Source organism: Xanthomonas sp. CFBP 8151, from assembly GCF_011761885.1.
Lineage (GTDB): Bacteria > Pseudomonadota > Gammaproteobacteria > Xanthomonadales > Xanthomonadaceae > Xanthomonas > Xanthomonas arboricola_B.
Genome location: NZ_JAASQZ010000005.1, coordinates 88,604 through 110,415 on the forward strand (window position 1 = coordinate 88,604; position 21,812 = coordinate 110,415).

Genomic DNA, 21,812 nt, shown 5'->3' on the forward strand with positions numbered 1-21,812 from the left:
GAGAGCTGGTATGGCGCTACGCACGCTACGCCGCCGCATCCCGGCCTTGGCTTCACTCCCGCGGTTACACGGCAGAGCTGCGCCTAACGCGTCACCAGCCACTGACCGGTACGCGCACCGGCGAACACCAGCGCCAGCCCGGCTACCAGCGTGATGGCCAGATACACGCCGATCATCGCTGAGCGCTCGCTGCGCGCGAACACCAGGCATTCCATCATCAGCGACGAGAACGTGGTCAGCCCGCCGATCACGCCGATGATCAGCAAGGCCCGCAGCGCCCAGCTCGCCGGCCCGCGCGCATCCAGCCAGACCAGCAGCACGCCGGCGACGAACGAGCCGAGCAGATTCACCGTCAGCGTGCCCCACGGAAAGCCGTTACCGAAGCGCTGCAGCAACGAGGCACCGATGGCAAAGCGCAGGCCGGAACCCAGCGCACCGCCGGTCATCGCCAGCAGCAACTGCTGCCACCACACCGGCGCGCTCATGCGCGCACTCGGCAGGCGGCCGAAGGGGTTTTCAACGAAGTGTCGTGCATGGTCGGCATCATCGGGTTCCTGAGCGAGAATAGATGCCGGGGCACAGGCCTGCCGCCCCGGCGGGGGTGGGCAGGCATCATCAGCGCGCAGAGTGCGTGCGGTTCAAGGAGCAATGCCATCTCCTGTGCGGCCGATCATGCCGTGGGCTTGCCGCCCTTGTCAGCCCGCGCCTGTTCGCGCGCGGCGCGCAGGCGGTCGAGCTTTTCCTTGAGCTTGATCTCCAGCCCGCGCGGCACCGGGTTGTAGTAGACCCGCTCGCCCATCGCATCCGGAAAGCCGGTCTGGTCCAGCGCGATCCCGCCTTCGGCATCGTGGTCGTATTGATAGTCCTGCCCGTAGCCCAGCGTCTTCATCAGCTTGGTCGGCGCGTTGCGCAGATGCAGCGGCACCTCCTGCGTGCCGGTGGCGCGCACCTCGGCCTTGGCCTGATTGAAGGCGGCATAGCCGGCATTGGACTTGGCGGTGCTGGCCAGATACAGCACCAGTTGCGCGAACGCCAGCTCGCCTTCCGGACTGCCCAGGCGCTCGTAGATGTCCCAGGCTTCCAGCGCCATGCTCTGCGCGCGCGGATCGGCCAGACCGATGTCCTCGATCGCCATGCGGGTCAGCCGCCGCGCCAGATAGGCCGGGTCGCAACCACCGTCGAGCATGCGCGTGAGCCAGTACAGCGCGGCATCGGGGTTGGAGCTGCGCACCGATTTGTGCAACGCCGAAATCTGGTCGTAGAACTGCTCGCCGTTCTTGTCGAACCGACGCGTGCGGTCGGCCAGCACCTGCAGCAGCGTCTGCGGGGTGATCTGGCCACCCTCGCCGCCTGCCAGTTCCGCGGCGATCTCCAGCAGCGTCAATGCGCGGCGCACGTCGCCGTCGGCCGCGCCGGCAATTTCCAGCAGCGAGGCATCGCTGACCTGGATGCTCTCCTGCCCCAGCCCGCGCTCTGGATCATGCAGCGCACGTTGCAAGGCCTCGACGATATCCTGCGGCGAAACGCCCTCCAGCACGTGCACGCGGCAGCGCGACAACAATGCCGAATTCAGTTCGAACGAAGGATTTTCCGTCGTCGCACCGACGAACAGGATCGTGCCGCGCTCGATATGCGGCAGGAACGCGTCCTGCTGCGCCTTGTTGAAGCGATGCACCTCATCGACGAACAACACCGTGCGGCGCCCGCCGGCGAAGCGCTGCGCAGCCTCGGCCAGTACCTGGCGCACCTCGGGCAAACCCGACAGCACCGCCGAGATTGCCTTGAATTCGGCATCGGCGTAATGCGCCAGCAGCAGCGCCAGGGTGGTCTTGCCGCAGCCGGGCGGACCCCACAGGATCATCGAATGCACCCGGCCGGATTCCACCGCGCGTCGCAATGCGCTGTCGGGTGCGAGCAGTCGCTTCTGCCCGACCATCTCGTCCAGGGTGCGCGGACGCATACGCTCGGCCAGCGGGCGCAGGTGCTCGCCGTCTACGCTGAGCAGATCGGCTTCGGGAGCGATGGGGAGCTTGGTTCGTGCCACGCGGCATTGTATCGCGTCCGCCAACGACCTTCTGCGAACAAGGCGGTTGGTTGCGCGGATGCTGCCGGCAACTGCTTACTGCGCATCGCCGACCACATCCACGCCTTTGCCCGGCGCGTAGCGGAAGGTGTCGGCAGCGAAGGCCGGATTGCGCTTCCAGCCGCTAAAGCTGATCGCGGTGCGTTGGCCGACCGCATCCACCACTTCCATCTTGGCCAGGCCATCCTTGCCGAACCCCAGCGAGGCCATCTGGAAACTGGCTTCGGTGTCGACCTTGGGCGTCAGCGACAGCCACTGCAGGCCGTCACGCGGCGCCGCTTCTTCGCTGACGTCGTATTGCTTGTCCAGGCGCGCCGGGTCGATCAATGCAACCAATGGACTGTTCTGTTCTTCGCTGCCCTGCGCACGCACGGTCACCTGCTCCAGGTCCGGATCGAACACCCACACCTTCTTGCCGTCGGCCACGATCAGCTGCTTGTAGGGCTTGGCGTATTCCCAACGGAACTGGCGCGGCGCCGACAATGCCACCCGTCCGCTCGCGCGCTCCTTGACCCGGCCGTTGGCATCGGAGACCTGCTGGCTGAATTGCCCGTCCAGGCCTTTCAGGCCACGCGTGAACGTGTCCAGCTCCTGACGCGCACCGGCAAACGCGGTGCCGGCGAACAGGGCGGTGGCGAGGACGGCATAACGGAGCTGGCGATGCATCGCGGTGTTCCAGAAAGGGAATGCGGGAATTCTGATACTTCATAGATGAATGGGCGAGCGCTATTGAACGGCGCATTCAGATCGCAGCCGCCGCCAGGTCCATGTCACTGCGCCGTCTGCACCTCGGACAGATTGCCGTAGACGATCTGTCCGCGAAAGCCGCGCCGCACCTGCTGGTAGAGCTCGCGGAACGCGCGGTAATCCTGCGGCTGACACAGCGCCTGCGGCCCACGCACCGCCGCGCGTTGCAAGCGATGCACCGCCGTCACCGTCTGCCCCTGGCGCGTCCACTCGACCGCGTACTCGCCAGCGGCATTGCGGAAGCGGCGGCTGCGCGGGATCGCGATGATCGGCACCGTCGCCGGGAAACTCACCACATAGGTCTCTTCGCGCACGCTGTCGTTGCAGTAGAACGGGGTCAGATTGTCTTCGGCCGAGGTGGTCGTATAGATGCCACGGGTGGATTCGGCACCGGGCATATCGGGCAGGGTCATGCCGCCGACCACCGAAAAGTCCACCGCATCGTCGGCCTGGAAGGTGTAGCGATAGTTGAATGGGGCGTCCAGATCCAGCGGGTCGCCCTGGATCGATAGATCGCCGGTGCCATCGAAGCCGGATTGCGCAATGATCGACTCCTCGATGCGATTGCGGTTCTGCGCATTGAGCTGCACGAACATCGCCCGCAAGCCCACTTCGCCGGTCTGCCCGCTATCGAGCGTGGTCAGACCTTGCAGCCCACCCTTGGGGGTAAAGCGATACTCGGTACGCGCCACGTAGCGATTGACCTTGCGGTCGTTGGGCGGGGTATGCGTGACCTTGCCGTCCAGCGTATGCACCACCGGCGCCCCGAGGTCGCCGGCCGGCAACTGGCCGAAGCGCGCGTACGGGTTGGTCGAATCCACATACAGATCGAACGCCGGGATGTAGGTGATGGCGTGATTGAAGCGGCCGAGCACCGGGATCGGCGGCAGCGTCGGCCCGCCCTCGGCACCGATCAGCACCGGTGTGCTGGCGATGCCCTTGGCCGCCAGCAAGGCCTCCAGGATCACGGTGTGGTCCTTGCAGTCGCCATAGTGGTTGGCCAGGATGCTGTCGGCGCTGTTGGGCTCCAGCCCGCCATTGCCCAGGTACACCGCCACGTAGCGGATATTGCGTGCCACCCACGCGTACAACGCAGCGGCCTGTGCCCGCGGCGCGTCGATGCCGCGGGTCACCTCGTCGGCCAGCGACTGGATCGCCGGCGTCACCGTGGCAGCGCGGCCGCCCTTGACGTGATAGGCCAGACCCATCTGCGACCAGCTGTCGAAGGTGCTTGCCATCAAGGTGGGGCTGAACTCCCAGGTCGCCGCGCTCCAGTTCTGGTTCTTCATCGGCGTGATGCGCTGATAGCGCCATTCCCAACGCGCCTGATCGCCGCGTACCACAGGCTTGGTCCCGCCCTGCAGCCCGCGCACCGACAGATGCATCGGCAATGTCTTCGGCGCCACCAGCGTGACCACCGCATCGTCGTATTGCGCAAACACGCTGAAGGTCTCCCACAGGCTGAAGTAACCCGGGAAGTACGGGGTATTCTGCGCACGCCGCACGCGATAGACGATGCGCGCGCCCGGCGCCAGATTCGGGAACACCACCACCTTGACCTTGCGGTCGGCATACATCGCCGCTGCCGCGCTGGAATAGCTTTCCTGGGTGTAGATCTTGTCGGACGCCACGTCCTGGCGCAGTCCTTCGGCGGTGACGGTGTAGGCCTGCAGCACCTCCAGGGTTTCCATCTTCTCGCTGTAGCTCAGTCGCACCTGGCTGAACTGCTCCACTGCCGACTTGGTCTTGAGCAGGATCTCGTACTCGTCGGTTTCCACGCTGCTGGCGTCGGCACGCACTTCGTAATCGGCGCGATAGCGCACGAAGCTGTAGTTGGTGTCGGCCTGCGTACGGGCCGCGGCGGCAGCAGGTGCGGCCTGTTGCTGGGCCTGGGCCAGCAATGGCAATGGCAATGAGATCAGCAGCAGGAACGACAGCACGGAACGACGCAGCATGGGTCTTGATCGCGGCGGGCCGGAGCGACCCTTGTGCGACAGGGTAGCCGGTGTGCGCCGCAGCGTCAGGCACCGGCCCCAATTGCCGCATCTGTGCGCATGCAAAGACGCGCACACGCACCGGACAAACCCGGAACGCGGCGCCACGACCAAGCCGACACGCGACGCGTTGCCGGCCGCCGATTACTTGGGCGGCGGCGGCGCCAGCACGGTGCGGTCGCCATTGTGCTCGGGCGGGCTGACCACGCCGGCCGCCTCCATCGCTTCGATCAGGCGTGCGGCGCGGTTGTAGCCGATCTTCAGGCGCCGCTGCACGCCGGAGATCGAGGCACGCCGGGTTTCGGTGACGATGCGCAAGGCTTCGTCATACAACGGGTCGGACTCGTCGCCGCCACCGCCGCTACTCTCGGGCAAGCCGGTCGCACCGACCACGGTGCCATCGCCCATGGTCTGCACTTCGTCCAGCACGCCTTCGACGTAGGACACCGGCCCACTGGCCTTGAGATGCTCGACCACCCGATGCACTTCCTCGTCGCTGACGAAGGCACCATGCACGCGATCCGGCAGCGCCGTGCCCGGTGGCAGATACAGCATGTCGCCATTGCCCAGCAGCGCCTCGGCGCCGGACTGATCCAGGATGGTGCGCGAGTCAATCTTGGAGCTGACCTGGAACGCCACGCGGGTCGGGATGTTGGCCTTGATCAGGCCGGTGATCACATCCACCGATGGCCGTTGCGTGGCCAGGATCAGATGGATACCGGCCGCGCGCGCCTTCTGTGCCAGGCGCGCGATCAACTCTTCGACCTTCTTGCCGACGATCATCATCATGTCGGCGAATTCGTCGATGAAGATCACGATGAACGGCAGCGTTTCCAGCGGCCGCGGCGCCTCGCCCAGTTCGGGATTGGGCTTGAACAGCGGGTCCATCATCGGCTGGCCGGCGTCGATGGCGTCCTTGATCTTCTTGTTGAAGCCGGCCAGGTTGCGCACGCCCACGGCGCTCATCAGCTTGTAGCGGCGCTCCATCTCGGCCACGCACCAACGCAGGCCGTTGGCGGCCTCCTTCATGTCGGTGACCACCGGCGCCAAAAGATGCGGGATGCCCTGGTAGACGCTCAGCTCCAGCATCTTCGGGTCGATCATCAGCATCCGCAGTTCCTTGTGCGAGGCCTTGAACAGCAGGCTCAGCACCATCGCATTGACCGCCACCGACTTGCCCGAGCCGGTGGTACCGGCCACCAGCAAATGCGGCATGCGCGCCAGATCGGCCACGGTCGGGCGGCCGGCGATGTCCTTGCCCAGGGCCAACGTCAACGGGCTGGCCGACTTGTCGTATTCCTTGGAGCGCAGCAGCTCGGACAGGAAAATCATTTCGCGGCTGACGTTGGGGATCTCCAGGCCAATCACCGACTTGCCCGGAATCACGTCGACCACGCGCACCGATTTGACCGACAGCCCGCGCGCGATGTCCTTGTCCAGCGAGCTGATCTGGCTGACCTTGATGCCCGGCGCCGGCTCGATTTCGAAGCGGGTGATCACCGGACCCGGATAGGCCCCGACCACCTGCGCCTCGATGCGGAAGTCCTTGAGCTTGAACTCGATCTGCCGTGACAAGGTCTCCAGCGTTTCTTCCGAATACCCCTTGGTTTGCGGTTTGGGATCGTCCAGCAGCGCCAGCGGCGGCAGGTCGGAGCCGTCGGTGCTGACGCCCTGGAACATCGGGATCTGGGTATCGCGCTTGGCGCGCTCACTCTTCTCCACCACCGGTGCCGGCGGCGGCTCGATCTTGACCGGCTCGCGCTTGGCCTGCTTGACCGCATCGACCTTGCGCACTTCCTCACGCTCTTCGCGCATCACGCGGGTCTGCTGCCACTCGGTGGCTTGATGGGTCTTGCGCTGCATCAGCGGCCCCAGCGCCAGCACCCAGGTGCCGATGCGTTCCATCACCGCAAACCACGACAGGCCGGTCGCCAGGGTGATCGACACCAGCAGCAGCACCAGCACGAACAGGTTGGCGCCCAAGGCGCCGAAGCCGGCGCTCAGCGAATTGCTGACCAACCGCCCCAGGATCCCACCAGCGCCGGCCACGTCGCCGGTGAACAGCCGCAGATGCAGGAAGCCGGTCGAGGCGATCAGAAAGCCCACCATGCCGACCAGCCGCAATGCCGGGCCCAGATCGGCTTCGGCCTGCCCTTCCTTGTCCATGCCGAACAAGGCGATCCAGGCCACCGCTCCCAGCACCACCGGCAGCAGGAAGGCCACATAACCGAACAATTGCAGCAGCACATCGGCCATCCAGGCACCGACGCGGCCGCCCATGTTGTGCACCGGCGCGACCACACTGCCGGTCTGCGACCAGCCCGGATCGGCGCTGGAATAGGTAAATAGGCTGGCCAGCAGATACAGCAGCAGCGGCGCCACCGCGATCAATGCCAGATCGCGCCAGAGCTTTTGCCGACGCGGATTGTCCGCCACCGCTGTCTTGCGCGAGGACGTCTTGCCCTCAGCGGGCTTGCTGCGTTCGGGAACCTGCTTTGCCACCTGTAGCCAGACCTTAGAAAAATGCTGTTAGTGGTTGATAATAAACGACTGAAGCCACGGTTTCAGCTGTTGCATGAGCATCGCTTGCGTGGGCATGCGATGGCCAACAAAAAACGCCGCACGGGGCGGCGTCGATTACGCGGACTGGGTGGACCAACCCATCTGCGGTTCAAGCAGTTCCATCGCGCCGCCTTGATTCACCGGGTGGGGACCGCCACTCTATGCCGCCACAGGGGTGCGAATTCACTCGCCTGCCCTGCCAATTCCTAGATCGCGAGTATACATGAGCGCCTCTTCTGCCAGTCCCGCCAAGCATTCCCGCCTGTTGATCCTGGGCTCCGGCCCTTCCGGCTGGACCGCCGCGGTCTATGCCGCCCGCGCCAACCTCAAGCCGGTGGTGATCACCGGTCTGCAGCAAGGCGGCCAGCTGATGACCACTACCGAAGTCGACAACTGGCCGGGCGACCCCCACGGCCTGATGGGCCCGGACCTGATGAGCCGCATGCAGGCGCATGCCGAGCGCTTCGAGACCGAGGTGATCTTCGACCACATCCACACCGCCGACCTGTCGCAGCGCCCGTTCCGGCTGACCGGCGACGGCGCCGAATACACCTGCGACGCACTGATCATCTCCACCGGCGCCACCGCCAAGTACCTGGGCATCCCCAGCGAGGAAGCCTTCAAGGGCCGCGGCGTGTCCGCCTGCGCCACCTGCGACGGGTTCTTCTACAAGGACCAGGACGTGGTGGTGGTCGGCGGCGGCAATACCGCAGTCGAAGAAGCGCTGTACCTGTCCAACATCGCCCGCAAGGTCTACCTGGTACATCGCCGCGACACGCTGCGCGCCGAAAAGATCATGCAGGACAAGCTGTTCGACAAGGTCGCCGCCGGCAAGATCGAAACCGTCTGGCACCACGCCATCGATGAAGTGCTGGGCAACGATGCCGGCGTCACCGGCGTGCGGGTCAAGTCCACCCTCGACGGCAGCACCCGCGAGATCGTCGCGCACGGTTTCTTCGTTGCCATCGGACATCACCCCAACACCCAACTGTTCGACGGCCAGCTGGCAATGAACAATGGCTACCTGGAAATCCGCTCCGGCCTCAACGGGGCGGCGACCGAGACCTCGGTGGCCGGCGTGTTCGCCGCCGGCGACGTCGCCGACCAGCACTACCGCCAGGCGATCACCTCGGCCGGCTTCGGCTGCATGGCCGCGCTGGATGCCGAGCGCTACCTCGACAAGAGCGCCTGAGGTGGCTGCTGACCGCCGGCCGCGCCGCGCGGGCAGCGCCGATACCAGCGGGCCGTGTGCATGAGCGTCACTGCCCGCTGGTGCCACCGGCTGGACGAGCTTCCGGCCGGTGCCTGGGACGCGCTGCACGACGGCGCGCACCCGTTCATTTCTTATGCGTTCCTGCAAGGCCTGGAGCGGGAGGGCTGCCTGCGCCCGGACTGGGGCTGGAACCCGCTGCACCTGACGCTGTGGCACGGCGACACGCTGGTCGCCGCCGCACCGGGATACCTGAAGAACAACTCGCATGGCGAGTTCGTGTTCGACCACGCCTGGGCGCATGCCTACGCGCGCTACGGGCAGGAATACTTCCCCAAGTGGCTGTGCGGGGTGCCTTACTCGCCGGTGACCGGCCCGCGCCTGCTGGGGGCACCGCGCTGGCGCCCGCACTTGCTCGCGGCGATGCGCGCGCTGGTGGAGCGCAGTGGGCTGTCGTCGGCGCACGTCAACTTCCACCCGGCCGACCAAGACACCGCCTTCGATGCCGACTGGCTGGAGCGCAACGATCTGCAATACCACTGGCATAACGCCAGTGGCTGGAGCGATTTTGAAGGCTACTTGGCGGCGATGGACCACAAACGGCGCAAGAACATCCGCCAGGAGCGCGCCAAGGTGCAGCGGGCCGGCGTGCAGTTGCGCGTGGTGCATGGCGATGAAGCCAGCGACGCCGACCTGGACGCGATGTATGGCTTCTATCTCAAGACCTTCAACGAATACGGCAACTCGCCTGCGCTGACGCCGGAATTCCTGCATCACCTGGCCCGACACCTGCCGCGTCAGCTGGTGATGTTTCTGGCCGAGCTGGACGGGCAGCCGATCGCCGGCGCGCTCTGCCTGCGCGGGCGCGACACGCTGTACGGGCGTTACTGGGGCGGCCAAGCCCTTCCAGGCCTGCATTTCGAAACCTGCTACTACCAGGGCATCGAATACTGCCTGCGTGAGGGCCTGGCCCGCTTCGAGCCCGGCGCACAGGGCGAGCACAAGATCGCGCGCGGCTTTCTGCCGACGCTGGTCCGCAGCCGTCACTGGATCGCCGACCCCGGCTTCCGCGAGCCACTGGCGCAATGGTGCGCCGACGAGCGCCAGGCGGTAGCCCGGCACGCACGCGAACTGGCTGAGCACAGCCCGTTTCGCGACTGAGCCTGCGCGGCGGCGCCGTAGGGCGCAGTCGCAGCTGATCGCCGGCCGGGCGTATTGGGGACGTCGGAGCAAGGCGGCCGAATCCACCCAAAGAGCAATCGTCTGGCGAGTACGAACTGCGCGCCCAGCACCGGGATGCTTGTGGACGCATGCCGCAAAGCGCGCCGACAACACCCGCAGACCGTCGCGTGCCGGCAATGGTCGTCGCCCTGGGTGCGCCATGTACGACACGCTCTACACTGCGCGCATGTCCCGCGCCCTTCCCTACCTGCTGGCGGCCGACCCAGCCGCGCCGTTTCCGCCTGCCGAGTACGCGTTGCGCGAGCCGGACGGCCTGCTCGCCATCGGCGGCGACCTGTCGCCGCAACGCCTGCTCACCGCCTATACCGGTGGCGTGTTCCCGTGGTTCTCGGAAGGTCAGCCGATTCTGTGGTGGAGCCCAGACCCGCGCACGGTGTTTCGCACCGACGGCGTGCGCCTGTCCTCGCGTTTCCGGCGCCAGCTGCGCAGCAGCCACTGGATCGTGCGCGCCGATACCGCCTTTGCGCAGGTGATCGATGCCTGTGCCTCGATTCCGCGTGCAGGTCAGGACGGCACCTGGATCACCACGCCGATGCAGCAGGCCTATATCGAACTACATCGGTTGGGCCACGCACATTCGCTGGAAGTGTTCGATGGCATGCGCCTGGTCGGCGGCATCTACGGTGTGGCGATCGGCCAGATGTTTTTCGGCGAGAGCATGTTCAGTGCCGCCAGCGGCGGCTCCAAGGTGGCGCTGGCGGCGCTTGCCGCCCATCTGCATTCCTGCGGTTGGCCGTTGCTCGACGCGCAGGTGGAGAATCCGCACCTGATGCGCCTGGGCGCGCAACGCTTGCCACGCGCAGAGTTCCTGCAGCGGATGCGGCTGCAGGTCGGCCTGGCAGCGCTGCCTGGCAGCTGGTCCGAGCGCTATGACGAGCGGCCTGCCAGCGCGCTCGCTGAAGTCCGCTTAACATAAAATTTGCACCGCGGGGAGATGGAGCGTAAAATGCTGTCCCTTACGGCCCTCCCGGGCCAGCCGTGATTGCACAGGATTACATGTCGAAAGACGACTCCATTGAATTCGAAGGCAGCGTCAGCGAGACGCTCCCCAACACCACGTTCCGGGTCAAGCTGGAAAACGGGCATGAGATCATCGCCCACATCTCCGGCCGCATGCGCAAGAACTACATCCGCATCCTGACCGGCGACCGTGTCAAAGTCGAGATGACTCCCTACGACCTGACCAAGGGTCGTATTACCTACCGCATGAAGTAAGTGGTTCTGGTGTAAGACGCGAGGCGGCCGGTGGCCGCTTTTTGTCGTGGCCGAGATTTGCCTATCTGGACGGCAGCGATGATCGGGCGGTGCCGGCTTGCTTCTGCTCTGGCTTGTGCCCTTGCCTTTAGCGCTTGCGCCCCGGTCTCTATATCGCTCAGGTTCGGCAGCGCCCTGTCGTGGCTCCTCGCGAGCTACAACCGCCGCTCAGCCTCCACGATCGCCCGGACCACGTGTTCCGAGGACAAAAAAAACCGCTCTTTCGAGCGGTTTTTTTTTCAGGACCGCAAGACGATCAGTCGACCGTGGCCGGCAGCAGACGCTCCGGTTCCGGGTGCGCTTCCACCACCAGCTCGCCATCCTTGACGTCGATGTTGACCCGGCCGCCTTCCACCAGCTTGCCGAACAACAGCTCGTCGGCGAGCGGACGCTTGATCTTCTCCTGGATCACCCGCGACATCGGGCGCGCGCCCATCAGCGGATCGAAGCCGTGCTGGGCCAGCCAGTCGCGCGCAGTCGGGGTGGCCGACAGCGAGACGTGCTTTTCCTGCAACAGCATCTCCAGCTCGATGATGAACTTGTCCACCACCCGCAGGATGTGGTCGAAGCCCAGCGGCTGGAACTGCACGATTGCATCCAGGCGGTTGCGGAACTCCGGCGTAAACCCGCGACGGATCGATTCCATCGCATCGGTGGAGTGATCCTGCTTGGTGAAACCGATCGAGCGCCGCGACGCCTGGGTGGCACCGGCATTGGTCGTCATCACCAGAATCACGTTCTTGAAGTTCGCCTCGCGCCCGTTGGTGTCGGTGAGGATGCCGCGGTCCATGACCTGCAACAGGATGTTGAAGATGTCCGGATGCGCCTTCTCCACCTCGTCCAGCAGCAGCACGCAGTGCGGCGTCTTGACGACCTTCTCGGTCAGCAGGCCGCCCTGGTCGAACCCGACATAGCCCGGAGGTGCACCGATCAGACGGCTGATCGAATGCGCTTCCATATACTCGGACATGTCGAAGCGCACCAGTTCGATCCCCAGTTGCAGCGCAAGCTGCTTGGTGACCTCGGTCTTGCCGACACCGGTGGGGCCGGCGAACAGGAAGTTGCCGATCGGCTTTTCCGGATTGGCCAAGCCCGAGCGCGCCAGCTTGATCGAGCCGGCCAGGGTCTCGATGGCCGGGTTCTGGCCGAAGATCACCATCTTCAGATTGCGCTCCAGATGCTGCAGCACGTCCTTATCGGTGGCGCTGACCTGCTTGGCCGGAATCCGCGCCATCTTGGCGACGATGGTTTCGATTTCCTCGATATCGATCAGCTCCTTGCGCTTGCCTTCCGGCAGCAGACGCTGACGCGCGCCGGCCTCGTCGATCACATCGATCGCCTTGTCCGGCAGCAGTCGGTCGCCGATGTGCTTGACCGACAGGTCCACCGCTGCCTGCAACGCGTCGTCGGCATAGGTCACGCCATGGTGCGCCTCGTACTTGGGTTTGAGGCCCTGCAGAATTTCGAAGGTCTCGCCCACGGTCGGCTCGACGATGTCGATCTTCTGGAAGCGACGTGCCAGTGCACGGTCCTTTTCGAAGATGCCGCGGTATTCCTGGAACGTGGTCGAGCCGATGCAGCGCAGCTCGCCCGACGACAGCGCCGGCTTGATCAGATTGGACGCATCCATGGTGCCCCCCGACGCAGAGCCCGCACCGATGATGGTGTGGATCTCGTCGATGAACAGCACCGCGTTGGGCACCTTCTTCAGCGCCGCCAGCACGCCCTTGAGACGCTTTTCGAAGTCGCCACGGTATTTGGTGCCGGCCACCAGCGCTCCCAGATCCAGCGAAAAGATCACCGCATCGGCCAGCACTTCGGGCACGTCGTTGTCGACGATGCGCTTGGCCAGACCCTCGGCGATCGCGGTCTTGCCCACGCCGGCCTCGCCGACGTACAGCGGGTTGTTCTTGCGGCGGCGGCACAGCACCTGGATGGTGCGCTCTATTTCGTCGCCGCGGCCGACCAATGGGTCGATCTTGCCGTTGCGGGCCTGCTCGTTGAGATTGGTGGCGAACTCGGCCAGCGCGTCGCCCTTGGCCTCGCCCTCCCCGCCCTCGCTCTTGGGTTCGCCATCGGACGCGGATGGCTGCTCGCCGTCCTCACCCAGCTTGGCGATGCCGTGCGAAAGGTAATTGACGATATCCAGGCGGGTGATGTCCTGCTGGTTCAGGAAGTACACCGCGTGCGAATCCTTCTCGCCGAAGATCGCGACCAGCACATTGGCGCCGGTGACTTCCTTCTTGCCCGAGGACTGCACGTGATAGACCGCACGCTGCAGCACACGCTGAAAGCCCAGGGTGGGCTGGGTGTCGCGGCCATCGTCTTCGGCCAGGCGCGAGACCGAGGCCTCGATCGCCTGCTCCAGATCGTTGTGCAAACGCACCTGGTCTGCGCCGCAGGCCTTGAGGACTGCCTGGGCGGACGGGTTGTCCAGCAGCGAGAGCAGCAGATGCTCGACGGTCATGAACTCATGACGAGCCTCGCGTGCTCGCTTGTAGCACTGGCCGATGGTTTGCTCTAGGTCTTTGCTGAACATTGGTCACTCCGAACGGCTGTTGCCAACAATATGCGGCTTTTGTTGGGATTTACCACAACCCTATCGGATAGGCATGTTCAGACGGCGTTAGCATGTGATTGCAGCCACAGTGTTGCGTTGCTGGAATGATCAGATTGGCCGGTCAGGTCTGTTCCATCGTGCACAACAGCGGATGTTGATGCATACGCGAGAATTCGTTGACCTGAGCCACCTTGGACTCGGCGACTTCGCGGCTGTAGACCCCGCATACGCCGCGTCCACGGGTATGGACATGCAGCATGACCTGCGTGGCGCGCTCCAGATCGAGGTTGAAAAACTGCTGCAACACCGTCACCACGAAGTCCATCGGGGTGTAGTCGTCGTTCAGCAGAAGTACCTGATACCGTGGCGGTGGCGCCACTTCAGGCTTGCTGGCTTCGACCGCGAGGCCGTGATCGTGTTCGTGTGAGGTCTTACGAGGCATCCGGTCATTATACGGTTCATCGCCGCGTGCATTGGACGATTTACGCCGCGCCCCGCACAATTTGTCTTCGACTCCACGGCTGCCCCCCTTGATGACCGATTCCCTCACCGCGCCGTTACTGACGCCGTCGTTCACCGCCGACCCACCCGGGTGCGAGCACCTTGCAGGGCTGCAGCGCCGCCTGACCCGGCGTCAAGCCGAGCGGTTCGCCGGTGGTGCCAGCGCAGCCCCGATGAGCCAGGACCTGCAGCGATGAGCGCTTCCGAACCACGCTGGCACCCGGATGTCACCGTGGCGACGGTGGTGGTGCACGACGGGCGCTTTCTGCAGGTGGAAGAGACCATCGGCGGCCGGCTGCTGTTGAATCAGCCTGCCGGGCATCTGGAACCGGACGAAAGCCTGCTCGACGCGGCGGTACGCGAGACCTTGGAAGAGACCGGCTGGGACGTGCGCCTGACCCACTTCATCGGCACCTACCAGTGGGTCGCCCAGAGCGGCCAGTGCTTCCTGCGGTTTGCGTTTGTCGCCGAGGCGGTGACCCACCATCCCGAGCGCAGCCTGGACACCGGCGTGGTGCGCGCGTTGTGGATGACGCCGGAAGAAGTGCGCGGCTCGCCCGAGCGGCTGCGTAGCCCACTGGTGTGGGAAGTGATTGCCGACTACCTGGCCGGCCAGCGCCATCCGTTGTCGTTGGTGCGGCACGTCGCATGAGTACGCCGCATATCGTTGTCGGCGTCTCCGGCGGTGTGGATTCGTCGGTGGCGGCCTGGCGGCTGGCCAAGCAGGGCGAATCGATCGCCGGCCTGTTCATGCAGAACTGGGCCGACGACGGCAGCGGCGACTGCCGCGCCGACGACGACCGCCGCGATGCGGTGGCAGTGTGCGGGGTGCTGGGCATCCCGTTCCACTTCCGCGATTTTTCCGGCGAATACTGGAGCGGCGTGTTCGAGCATTTCCTGGCCGAATACGCGTCCGGGCGCACGCCAAACCCGGATGTGCTGTGCAACCGCGAGGTCAAGTTCAAGCATTTTCTTGAAGCGGCCCAGGCGCTGGGCGCCGAGCGCATCGCCACCGGCCACTATGCACGGGTGGCGCACAGCGGCGGGCGCTGGCGCCTGTTGCGGGGCGCCGACCGCGGCAAGGACCAGAGCTACTTCCTGCATCAGCTGGGGCAGACCCAGCTGGCCGCAACGCTGTTTCCGATCGGGGACCTGGAAAAAAGCACGCTGCGTCGGATCGCCGAGGATGCCGGTCTGCCGACCCACGCCAAGAAGGATTCCACCGGCATCTGCTTCATCGGCGAGCGCGATTTCCGCGAGTTTCTGGGCCGTTACCTCCCCGCACGCACCGGCGATATCCGCGACCCGCAGGGGCAGCGCATCGCAGAGCATCCGGGGGTGTTCTATTTCACCCTGGGTCAGCGCGAAGGCCTGAACATCGGTGGCGTGCGTGGACGTGCCGCCGCGCCGTGGTACGTGGTCGGCAAGGATGTGGCGAGCAACGTGCTGTATGTGGACCAGGACCGCGACAGCCCGCTGCTGCAATCGCGCTGGCTGCAGTCCGAGCAGGCGCATTGGGTCACCGGGGCACCGCCGGCGCGCAGCTTTGGCTGCACCGCACAGACGCGTTACCGGCAGCCCGACGAGCCGTGCACGGTGCAGGTGCAGGACGACGGCAGCGTGCAGGTGCGTTTCGAACGGCCGCAGCGGGCGGTGACGCCTGGGCAGTCGCTGGTGTTGTATGACGGCGAGGAGTGCCTGGGCGGCGCGGTCATAGCCGCCACCGATGCGCCGCTGGAACGCCGATTGGCGGGATCTTCTTCTTCACCCGAGGTAGTGGCTTGATGAGTTCTTCCATGGATCACCGCGTGCTGGCGCTTGCCGGCGTTGCCCAGGCCCTGCAACAGGTGCGGCGGATCGCCGAAACCGGGCACTCGGAGGCTGCGACGGTGCGTACCGCCATGGACAGCGTGTTCCGGGTGGACGCGTCCTCGCCGGAGGCGGTATACGGCTCGCCAGCGGACCTGGCGCCGGGTCTGCGGTTGCTGCACAACTATTTCCACAATCAAGCCCAGGACGAGGTCCTGCCGCGGCTGGCACTGGCGGTGCTACAGCTGGAGCGCCGCTTCGTGCGCGACACTGGCACCGTCGCCACGGTCTCCAACGGCATCGAAGCGGCGGCGCATCAGGCACGCAGCCTCGGCGACAGCGGCCACCCGGACGTATTGAGTTCGCTGGGCGGGCTGTATGCGCAGTCCATCAGCCACCTGCGTCCCAAGGTCATGGTGCAGGGCAATCCGCATTATCTGGGCCAGGCTGGCGTGGTCGCGGAAATCCGCGCGTTGCTGCTGGCTGCCGTCCGCTCGGCCGTGTTGTGGCGGCAGATGGGTGGCAGCCTGTGGGATTTCCTGTTCGCCAAGCGCGCAATGATCGAGGCCGTGGACCGCGCGCTGCGCTAAACCACTGACGAACCCGGTTTGCCATACGCGCTCGCGGTTGCTGGCGCGTGTCAACGTCGGTTGAATGGGCAAGGGGATGTGGCGATCGTCGCTAAAGACAAAGGGGGTACGGCCGATACAGCAACCGTGACTCTGCCGAGAACGCCCATGTATTCACGTCCACTTATCCGTCTGGCCGCCCCTTTGGCTCTGACCTTGCTGTTTCCCTTCGCTGTCGGATTCGACTGGCCCGCTTCGGTGCGCTGGGCGATCCTGGCGACCATGACGCTCAGCTGGCTCGGTTTCGCCGCCTGGGTGACCTACTCCCAGTTCCGGCGTAATCCGGACCAGACCCGCATCCTGCGCGAGCAGGACCAGCTGCTCAACGAACTGCGTACGTTCGTCAGCAACGAAGTCGACGGTTCGCGCTCGGAAGTCGAGCGTGCCCGTGAACTGATCCGCCAGGCCGTGTCCGGTCTTGGTGGCAGCTTCGAAGCGATGAACCGCAAGTCGCGCCAGCAAAGCCAGGCATTGGCCCGCATCGTCGACCGTGCCGGTGACGACGGCAGCGCCGGCGTCGACGTCGCCCGCTTCGCCCAGCACGCCAGCTCCCGCATGGAGCAGTTGGTGGAAGCGCTGGAACAGGTGAGCGGCCAGAGTACCAACACGGTGCACCACATCGATGAGATGGCCCAGCACCTGGATGGCATCTTCGCGCTGCTGGAAGACGTCAAGTCGATTGCCGACCAGACCAACCTGCTGGCCTTGAACGCCGCCATCGAAGCAGCCCGTGCCGGTGAGGCCGGTCGCGGCTTCGCAGTGGTCGCCGACGAGGTGCGCAATCTGTCCGAGCGTTCCACCACCTTCAACGAACAGATCCGCAAGCTGGCGCACAGCTCCAAGGAATCGATCGCCAAGGTCCGTGAAACGGTCTCGCAGCTGGCCTCGCGTCACATGGATCGCTCCCGCGAAGCCCGCCACGAATCGGCGGCGATGCTGGAGAACGTCGCGCAGATCAACGCCTCGCTGGGCGACGGTATGCGGGAGATCTCCGAGTGCGCGCGTTCCATCGACGGTAGCGTGGCCGAAGCGGTGCGTGCCCTGCAGTTCGAGGACATCGCCACGCAGACGCTGAGCGGTATCCACACGCACCTGGATCGCCTTACCGCGATCAACCGTGAAGCCGTAGCGCTGCAGGAACTGTTGCATCGCAATGGCGGCGTGTACGACAGCGATCTGGTCGCCGCACTGCAGAAGGTGTCCACCCGCCTGCGCGACATGCGTGTGGAATGGGAGCGCCCGCCGCACAAGCCGGTGGCGCAGCAAGGCATGGGTGCGGGTACGGTCGAACTGTTTTAAGACCAATGTCACGCACCGTCTGATTTCCGACATTCCCCGGCCTTCCGGGGATTTGTCGTTCCGCAATAACCGTTGCGCACTAACACTGGTGTTCCGCTGATGACGCTCCTTGCCCCGCCCACCGATGCCTCCACCGCCGTGCTGGAATCAGCCGCGCTGGCGGCTGCACACGCCCGGCGCATCGCGCAGAGCGACGCGGCCCGGCCCGCGCTGCGCAGCGTGCGCATGCCGGCCGCGCTGGAACGGCTGGAGCGTGCCGCCCGTGCGGAAGTGCAGGCAATGCAGAACCCCCGCCGCAGCTGCAGCGAAGAAGAACTGCTGTTTGCGACCGTGGCCTGGGATATGGGGCTGGATGGCGCCGCCGTCGACGTGTCTGGACGCTGACGCTTTTGTGCGGCGACGGGGCGCGCCTCGGCAGGCGCCCCGCCGGTTGTGTCCACTGCACGACCGCTGACGTTTGTGCATCAGGCCGTGCCGCCAGGCATGGCCCTGAACACGCAGTACCGTGCGACTGCAGCACCAGGGTGAGGTCTGCCCTGCCCGCCTGCTCGACGACGTCTATGACACCACGCAATGCATCGATCGGCTGATCTGCGGCCTGGCTGCAGGGCCTTGTCCGCCCACCATCGCGGGCTACGCCGCAAGTACGTCCGTGTAGGCTCACGCGGCATCCATGCCGCGTAAGGTCCCGTGACGGTAGGCGGACAAGGACCAGTCGAGATAGTCGGTGTGTGTGGTCGCAAGCAAAGCATGAGGTGCATCGTTCGGATCACCTTGCGTCCGAGCATCTTGCCCACGCACGCCGAGTAACAGGCAGGCTTTCAATAAGCAGGCGATGGACTTCTCAAAGTCTCAAGGCCTTGCAACACGTATGTTTTTATCTGGCCACCGACCAACTCTCTGGTGCGGTGCCATTGCCGGTTGCCGGACCCTTGGCGGCATGGATGCCGCCAAGGAACCTGAAGGGACGGATCCGCGGCGTGTCCCGCAAGTGGCGAGGGCATCGCGCCCTGGACTCACCGAACTTTTGAGCTGCGCATTTCAACAGCCGGCCGCACGACGCCAGGCGCTGCTACAGAGTGCGTCAGCTGGCGATGACCAGGCGCGCACCGAGGCGCATGCCGGCTTCGGCTTCGCGCAGCCACTGCGCCATGTCGCGCGGCGACAGCGGCCGCGAGTAGAAATAACCCTGGATTTCGTCACAGCCCTGCTGGCGCAGCAATGCGTCTTCCTGCACCGTCTCTACCCCTTCGGCAACCACCTGCATGCCGAGCGCGTGGCCCAGATGCACGATGGCCTGGGTCACTTCGGCGGTGTTGGCGTCGTCGAGCATGCCCTGTACGAAGCTGCGGTCGATCTTCAGACGCTGCACCGGGAAGCGGTTGAGGTAATGCAGATTGGAGAAGCCGGTGCCGAAGTCGTCCACCGCCAGCAGCACACCGTTCTGCTCGAACAGCTCGAAGCAACGGCGTAGCGAATCGGAATCGCGGATCAGTGCCGATTCGGTCAATTCCAGTTCCAGACGCGATGGCGACCAGCCGTTGTCGCGGCAGATTTCCAGTACGCGCTCGGCAAAGCCGCGCTCGCGCAGCTGCACTGCAGACACATTGACCGCAATGCGGCTGAAATTGAGCCCGGCGCGGTCCCAGACCACGGCCTGGCGGCAGGCCTCGCCAATCACCCATTCGCCCAGGCGCACAATTTCGCCGCACTCTTCGGCAATCGGAATGAATTCGACCGGACTGCACTGGCCATGGCCGGGGCGATTCCAGCGCATCAGCGCTTCGATCGCAGGCGACGATTCGCCTACCGTATTGACCAGCGGCTGATAGACCAGGGTGAACTCTTCGCGTTCCAGCGCACCTTGCAGCGCGTGCTCCAGTTCCAGGCGGCGCTGCGCACGCATCAGCACGTCCTGGCTGTAGTAATGGAAGGTGTTGCGGCCCGCCTCCTTGGCGGCATACATCGCCGCATCGGCGGCGCGCAACAGGCTGTCGAAATCCGACAGGCCTTCGCCCTGCAGCGCGATACCAATGCTGGCGCCGAGCTTGAGGGTGACGTGGTCCTTGCGCAGCGGCTCGCCAAGCGCGCTGATCAGCTTGCGGGCAACATGGCCGGCGTCTTCGGGCTCGGACAGGTCGCGCAGCAGGACGACGAATTCGTCGTCGCTGAAACGGCCGAACAGGTCGCTGTTGCGCAGCTGCTGATGCAGGCGTGCCGAGGCAAGTTTGAGCAGGTTGTCGCCGGTGGCGTGACCGAACGAATCGTTGATGCTCTTGAAGCCATCCAGATCGATCAGCAGCATCGCCAGCACCTGGCCCCGCTCGTGCGCTTCGCGAATCGCGTTCTCTGCCTGCTCGCGCAGCAGAAAGCGGTTCGGCAAACCGGTCAGGCGATCGTAGTGGGCCAGCAGTTCGATGCGCTCGTTGGCCTCGCGTTCGCGGGTGACGTCGCGGAACAAGGCGACGAAACGCGGCGGCAGGCCTTCGCGGCGGTCCAGCTCGATCAGCACCTGGACCCAGATCCGCTGGCCCGAGTTGCGGTAGAAACACAGCTCCAGCTGTTCGGGCAGGCCGCCATCGGAGATACGCAGCAGCGCCGCCTCGAAGGCATCGCGCGAATCCTGCGTGTACAGCGACAGCGCCTGCTCCAGGGTGATGTTTTCCTTGCGCAGGCCGTGGATGCGGTAACACTCCTCGGTCCACTGCATGCGCCGGGTGTCGACCTCGATCTCGCAGCCGCCGATCTTGCCCAGCGCAGACACGCGGTTGAGCAGCTCGGTGCGCCAGCGGATCAACGCATCGGTCTGGCGCTGCTCGGTGACGTTCTGCAACTGGCCGAGCAGACGCACCATGCTGCCATTGCCGTCGAAAACCGGCTGCGCCCAGATCCGCAAGTGATGCGGATTGATGCCGGCGTGCACGTTGATTTCCAGCTCGAAATGCACCGGCAGGCCGTCGTGCTTGATCTTGCGCCAGGCACTGCGCAGATGCGGAACCGATGGCCGGCCCAGCAGGCGCAGGATGTCGCGAATCCCCTGCAGGCGCAGCTGGGTCATGCCGAGCTGTTGCAGGAAATCCGGTGACACCCACAACGCGTCCTTGAGCGTGTCCCAGCTCCAGCTGCCCATGCTGGCGATGCGCTGGGCCTCTTCGAGCTGGGCCTGCTGCTCGCGCAGCTGCTGCTCGAGCAGTTTGTGGTGATGCACATCGGTATGCGTACCGACCATGCGCAATGGGCGGCCGTCGGCGGTCCGCGACACCACGCGGCCGCGATCCAGGATCCAGCGCCACTGGCCGTCGTGCTGACGCAGACGGAATTCGGCCGTATAGGTATCGGTGCGCCCCTCAAGGTGCGCCTGCACGGCGGCACTGACCAGCGCGTGGTCGTCGGGATGGATCAGTCCGGACAGCGCGGTGAGATTATTCGGCAGCGGCTGCTCGGAGTAACCGAGCATGCGGGTCCAGCGCTCGGAACGATAGACCACATCGGCCGGAATATCCCAGTCCCACAACCCGTGATCGGCGCTATCCAGACCCATTTCCCAGCGGCTGGTGCCGTCGGCGCCCATTGGCTCGGGAATGCTCAGGGTGAAGGCCATGACCTGGCCGTGTTCGTCGCAGACGGCGCGGAGCCAGCCTTCCAGACGCCCGCCACCGATGCCCGGCAGCACGCAAGCGGTCATGCCGCCGCTATTGGCCACCTGGGCGCGACTGCTTTCCAGGACTTCGGCATAGGCACCGAGGGTGGCCGGCAATCCCAGCGATTGCGCAACACGGTTGGCCGCCAGCGGCTGACCATGGGCATCCAACAACACCACCGCCGAGGTCAGCGGGTGTTGCAGCATGCTTGCGATGACGCCTGAGTCCACTCTGGAACACTCCGAAGAATCGACCCCGGCCTTCGGAGTCGCAATGGATAA

The 21,812-nt window shown here is 65.2% G+C and carries 17 protein-coding genes and 1 riboswitch; of the genes, 9 read left to right on the forward strand and 8 right to left on the reverse strand.

Annotation, left to right across the window (positions count from 1 at the left end):
- Positions 1-83: 83 nt before the first annotated feature.
- From crcB to FHT08_RS18890, 5 genes are all read right to left on the reverse strand, one after another.
- Positions 84-485, reverse strand: a complete 402-nt coding sequence (gene crcB, locus FHT08_RS18870; RefSeq protein ID WP_016901770.1) for a fluoride efflux transporter CrcB — start codon at positions 483-485, stop codon at positions 84-86.
- A gap of 114 nt (positions 486-599) precedes the next feature.
- Positions 600-668: riboswitch (Fluoride riboswitch) on the reverse strand.
- Between the two features lie 2 nt (positions 669-670).
- Complete coding sequence (locus FHT08_RS18875; RefSeq protein ID WP_243849096.1) at positions 671-1,960, reverse strand: replication-associated recombination protein A; 1,290 nt, start codon at positions 1,958-1,960, stop codon at positions 671-673.
- A 159-nt stretch (positions 1,961-2,119) separates the two neighbouring features.
- Entirely contained in the window at positions 2,120-2,749 is a 630-nt protein-coding gene (gene lolA / locus FHT08_RS18880) for an outer membrane lipoprotein chaperone LolA (protein ID WP_166776357.1), read from the reverse strand.
- Positions 2,750-2,853: 104 nt separating this feature from the next.
- The gene (locus tag FHT08_RS18885) at positions 2,854-4,785 is read right to left on the reverse strand and encodes a DUF3857 and transglutaminase domain-containing protein (protein WP_166776360.1); all 1,932 of its coding nucleotides are present in this window, start codon (positions 4,783-4,785) and stop codon (positions 2,854-2,856) included.
- Between the two features lie 183 nt (positions 4,786-4,968).
- Positions 4,969-7,326: a DNA translocase FtsK gene (locus tag FHT08_RS18890; protein ID WP_166776362.1), complete on the reverse strand. Its 2,358-nt coding sequence runs from the start codon at positions 7,324-7,326 to the stop codon at positions 4,969-4,971.
- 283 nt (positions 7,327-7,609) lie between these two features.
- Here FHT08_RS18890 and trxB point away from each other — a divergent pair, with 283 nt between their 5' ends.
- The 4 genes from trxB to infA all read left to right on the forward strand — a co-directional run bounded on the left by trxB (position 7,610) and on the right by infA (position 11,053).
- Complete coding sequence (gene trxB / locus FHT08_RS18895) at positions 7,610-8,578, forward strand: thioredoxin-disulfide reductase (protein ID WP_166776364.1); 969 nt, start codon at positions 7,610-7,612, stop codon at positions 8,576-8,578.
- 60 nt (positions 8,579-8,638) lie between these two features.
- On the forward strand, positions 8,639-9,757 hold the full coding sequence (locus tag FHT08_RS18900; RefSeq protein WP_166776365.1) for a GNAT family N-acetyltransferase: 1,119 nt from the start codon (positions 8,639-8,641) through the stop codon (positions 9,755-9,757).
- A gap of 247 nt (positions 9,758-10,004) precedes the next feature.
- Complete coding sequence (gene aat, locus FHT08_RS18905; protein ID WP_166776366.1) at positions 10,005-10,754, forward strand: leucyl/phenylalanyl-tRNA--protein transferase; 750 nt, start codon at positions 10,005-10,007, stop codon at positions 10,752-10,754.
- Between the two features lie 80 nt (positions 10,755-10,834).
- Positions 10,835-11,053 carry a translation initiation factor IF-1 gene (infA, locus tag FHT08_RS18910; protein ID WP_002813418.1) on the forward strand — a complete coding sequence of 73 codons (219 nt, stop codon included), beginning with the start codon at positions 10,835-10,837 and terminating at the stop codon, positions 11,051-11,053.
- A gap of 295 nt (positions 11,054-11,348) precedes the next feature.
- Here infA and clpA read toward each other — a convergent pair whose 3' ends face one another.
- Both clpA and clpS read right to left on the reverse strand, forming a co-directional pair.
- On the reverse strand, positions 11,349-13,631 hold the full coding sequence (gene clpA / locus FHT08_RS18915; protein ID WP_039814482.1) for an ATP-dependent Clp protease ATP-binding subunit ClpA: 2,283 nt from the start codon (positions 13,629-13,631) through the stop codon (positions 11,349-11,351).
- A gap of 142 nt (positions 13,632-13,773) precedes the next feature.
- Positions 13,774-14,094 carry an ATP-dependent Clp protease adapter ClpS gene (gene clpS / locus FHT08_RS18920; protein ID WP_104537416.1) on the reverse strand — a complete coding sequence of 107 codons (321 nt, stop codon included), beginning with the start codon at positions 14,092-14,094 and terminating at the stop codon, positions 13,774-13,776.
- A gap of 252 nt (positions 14,095-14,346) precedes the next feature.
- Between clpS and FHT08_RS18925 the strand changes: the two genes are divergently transcribed.
- From FHT08_RS18925 to FHT08_RS18945, 5 genes are all read left to right on the forward strand, one after another.
- Complete coding sequence (locus FHT08_RS18925; protein WP_104537417.1) at positions 14,347-14,805, forward strand: NUDIX hydrolase; 459 nt, start codon at positions 14,347-14,349, stop codon at positions 14,803-14,805.
- Complete coding sequence (mnmA, locus tag FHT08_RS18930) at positions 14,802-15,938, forward strand: tRNA 2-thiouridine(34) synthase MnmA (RefSeq protein WP_104537418.1); 1,137 nt, start codon at positions 14,802-14,804, stop codon at positions 15,936-15,938. The genes FHT08_RS18925 and mnmA overlap by 4 nt, the downstream gene beginning before the upstream one ends.
- Complete coding sequence (gene hflD / locus FHT08_RS18935) at positions 15,938-16,552, forward strand: high frequency lysogenization protein HflD (protein ID WP_104537419.1); 615 nt, start codon at positions 15,938-15,940, stop codon at positions 16,550-16,552. The genes mnmA and hflD overlap by 1 nt, the downstream gene beginning before the upstream one ends.
- 60 nt (positions 16,553-16,612) lie before the next feature.
- Complete coding sequence (locus tag FHT08_RS18940; protein WP_181126282.1) at positions 16,613-17,890, forward strand: methyl-accepting chemotaxis protein; 1,278 nt, start codon at positions 16,613-16,615, stop codon at positions 17,888-17,890.
- Positions 17,891-17,989: 99 nt separating this feature from the next.
- Entirely contained in the window at positions 17,990-18,274 is a 285-nt protein-coding gene (locus FHT08_RS18945) for a hypothetical protein (RefSeq protein ID WP_104537420.1), read from the forward strand.
- 700 nt (positions 18,275-18,974) lie between these two features.
- Here FHT08_RS18945 and FHT08_RS18950 read toward each other — a convergent pair.
- A complete protein-coding gene (locus FHT08_RS18950) occupies positions 18,975-21,761 on the reverse strand; it encodes an EAL domain-containing protein (RefSeq protein WP_343204167.1) in 2,787 nt (928 codons plus the stop codon).
- Positions 21,762-21,812 lie beyond the last annotated feature (51 nt).

Excerpts from the sequence above, each read along its gene's own strand:
- crcB (WP_016901770.1), bottom strand. The coding sequence starts at position 485 with ATGAGCGCGCCGGTGTGGTGGCAGCAGTTGCTGCTGGCGATGACCGGC.
- FHT08_RS18875 (WP_243849096.1), bottom strand. The coding sequence starts at position 1,960 with ATGCGTCCGCGCACCCTGGACGAGATGGTCGGGCAGAAGCGACTGCTC.
- lolA (WP_166776357.1), bottom strand. The coding sequence starts at position 2,749 with ATGCATCGCCAGCTCCGTTATGCCGTCCTCGCCACCGCCCTGTTCGCC.
- FHT08_RS18885 (WP_166776360.1), bottom strand. The coding sequence starts at position 4,785 with ATGCTGCGTCGTTCCGTGCTGTCGTTCCTGCTGCTGATCTCATTGCCA.
- trxB (WP_166776364.1), top strand. The coding sequence starts at position 7,610 with ATGAGCGCCTCTTCTGCCAGTCCCGCCAAGCATTCCCGCCTGTTGATC.
- FHT08_RS18900 (WP_166776365.1), top strand. The coding sequence starts at position 8,639 with ATGAGCGTCACTGCCCGCTGGTGCCACCGGCTGGACGAGCTTCCGGCC.
- aat (WP_166776366.1), top strand. The coding sequence starts at position 10,005 with ATGTCCCGCGCCCTTCCCTACCTGCTGGCGGCCGACCCAGCCGCGCCG.
- infA (WP_002813418.1), top strand. The coding sequence starts at position 10,835 with ATGTCGAAAGACGACTCCATTGAATTCGAAGGCAGCGTCAGCGAGACG.
- clpA (WP_039814482.1), bottom strand. The coding sequence starts at position 13,631 with ATGTTCAGCAAAGACCTAGAGCAAACCATCGGCCAGTGCTACAAGCGA.
- clpS (WP_104537416.1), bottom strand. The coding sequence starts at position 14,094 with ATGCCTCGTAAGACCTCACACGAACACGATCACGGCCTCGCGGTCGAA.
- FHT08_RS18925 (WP_104537417.1), top strand. The coding sequence starts at position 14,347 with ATGAGCGCTTCCGAACCACGCTGGCACCCGGATGTCACCGTGGCGACG.
- mnmA (WP_104537418.1), top strand. The coding sequence starts at position 14,802 with ATGAGTACGCCGCATATCGTTGTCGGCGTCTCCGGCGGTGTGGATTCG.
- hflD (WP_104537419.1), top strand. The coding sequence starts at position 15,938 with ATGAGTTCTTCCATGGATCACCGCGTGCTGGCGCTTGCCGGCGTTGCC.
- FHT08_RS18945 (WP_104537420.1), top strand. The coding sequence starts at position 17,990 with ATGACGCTCCTTGCCCCGCCCACCGATGCCTCCACCGCCGTGCTGGAA.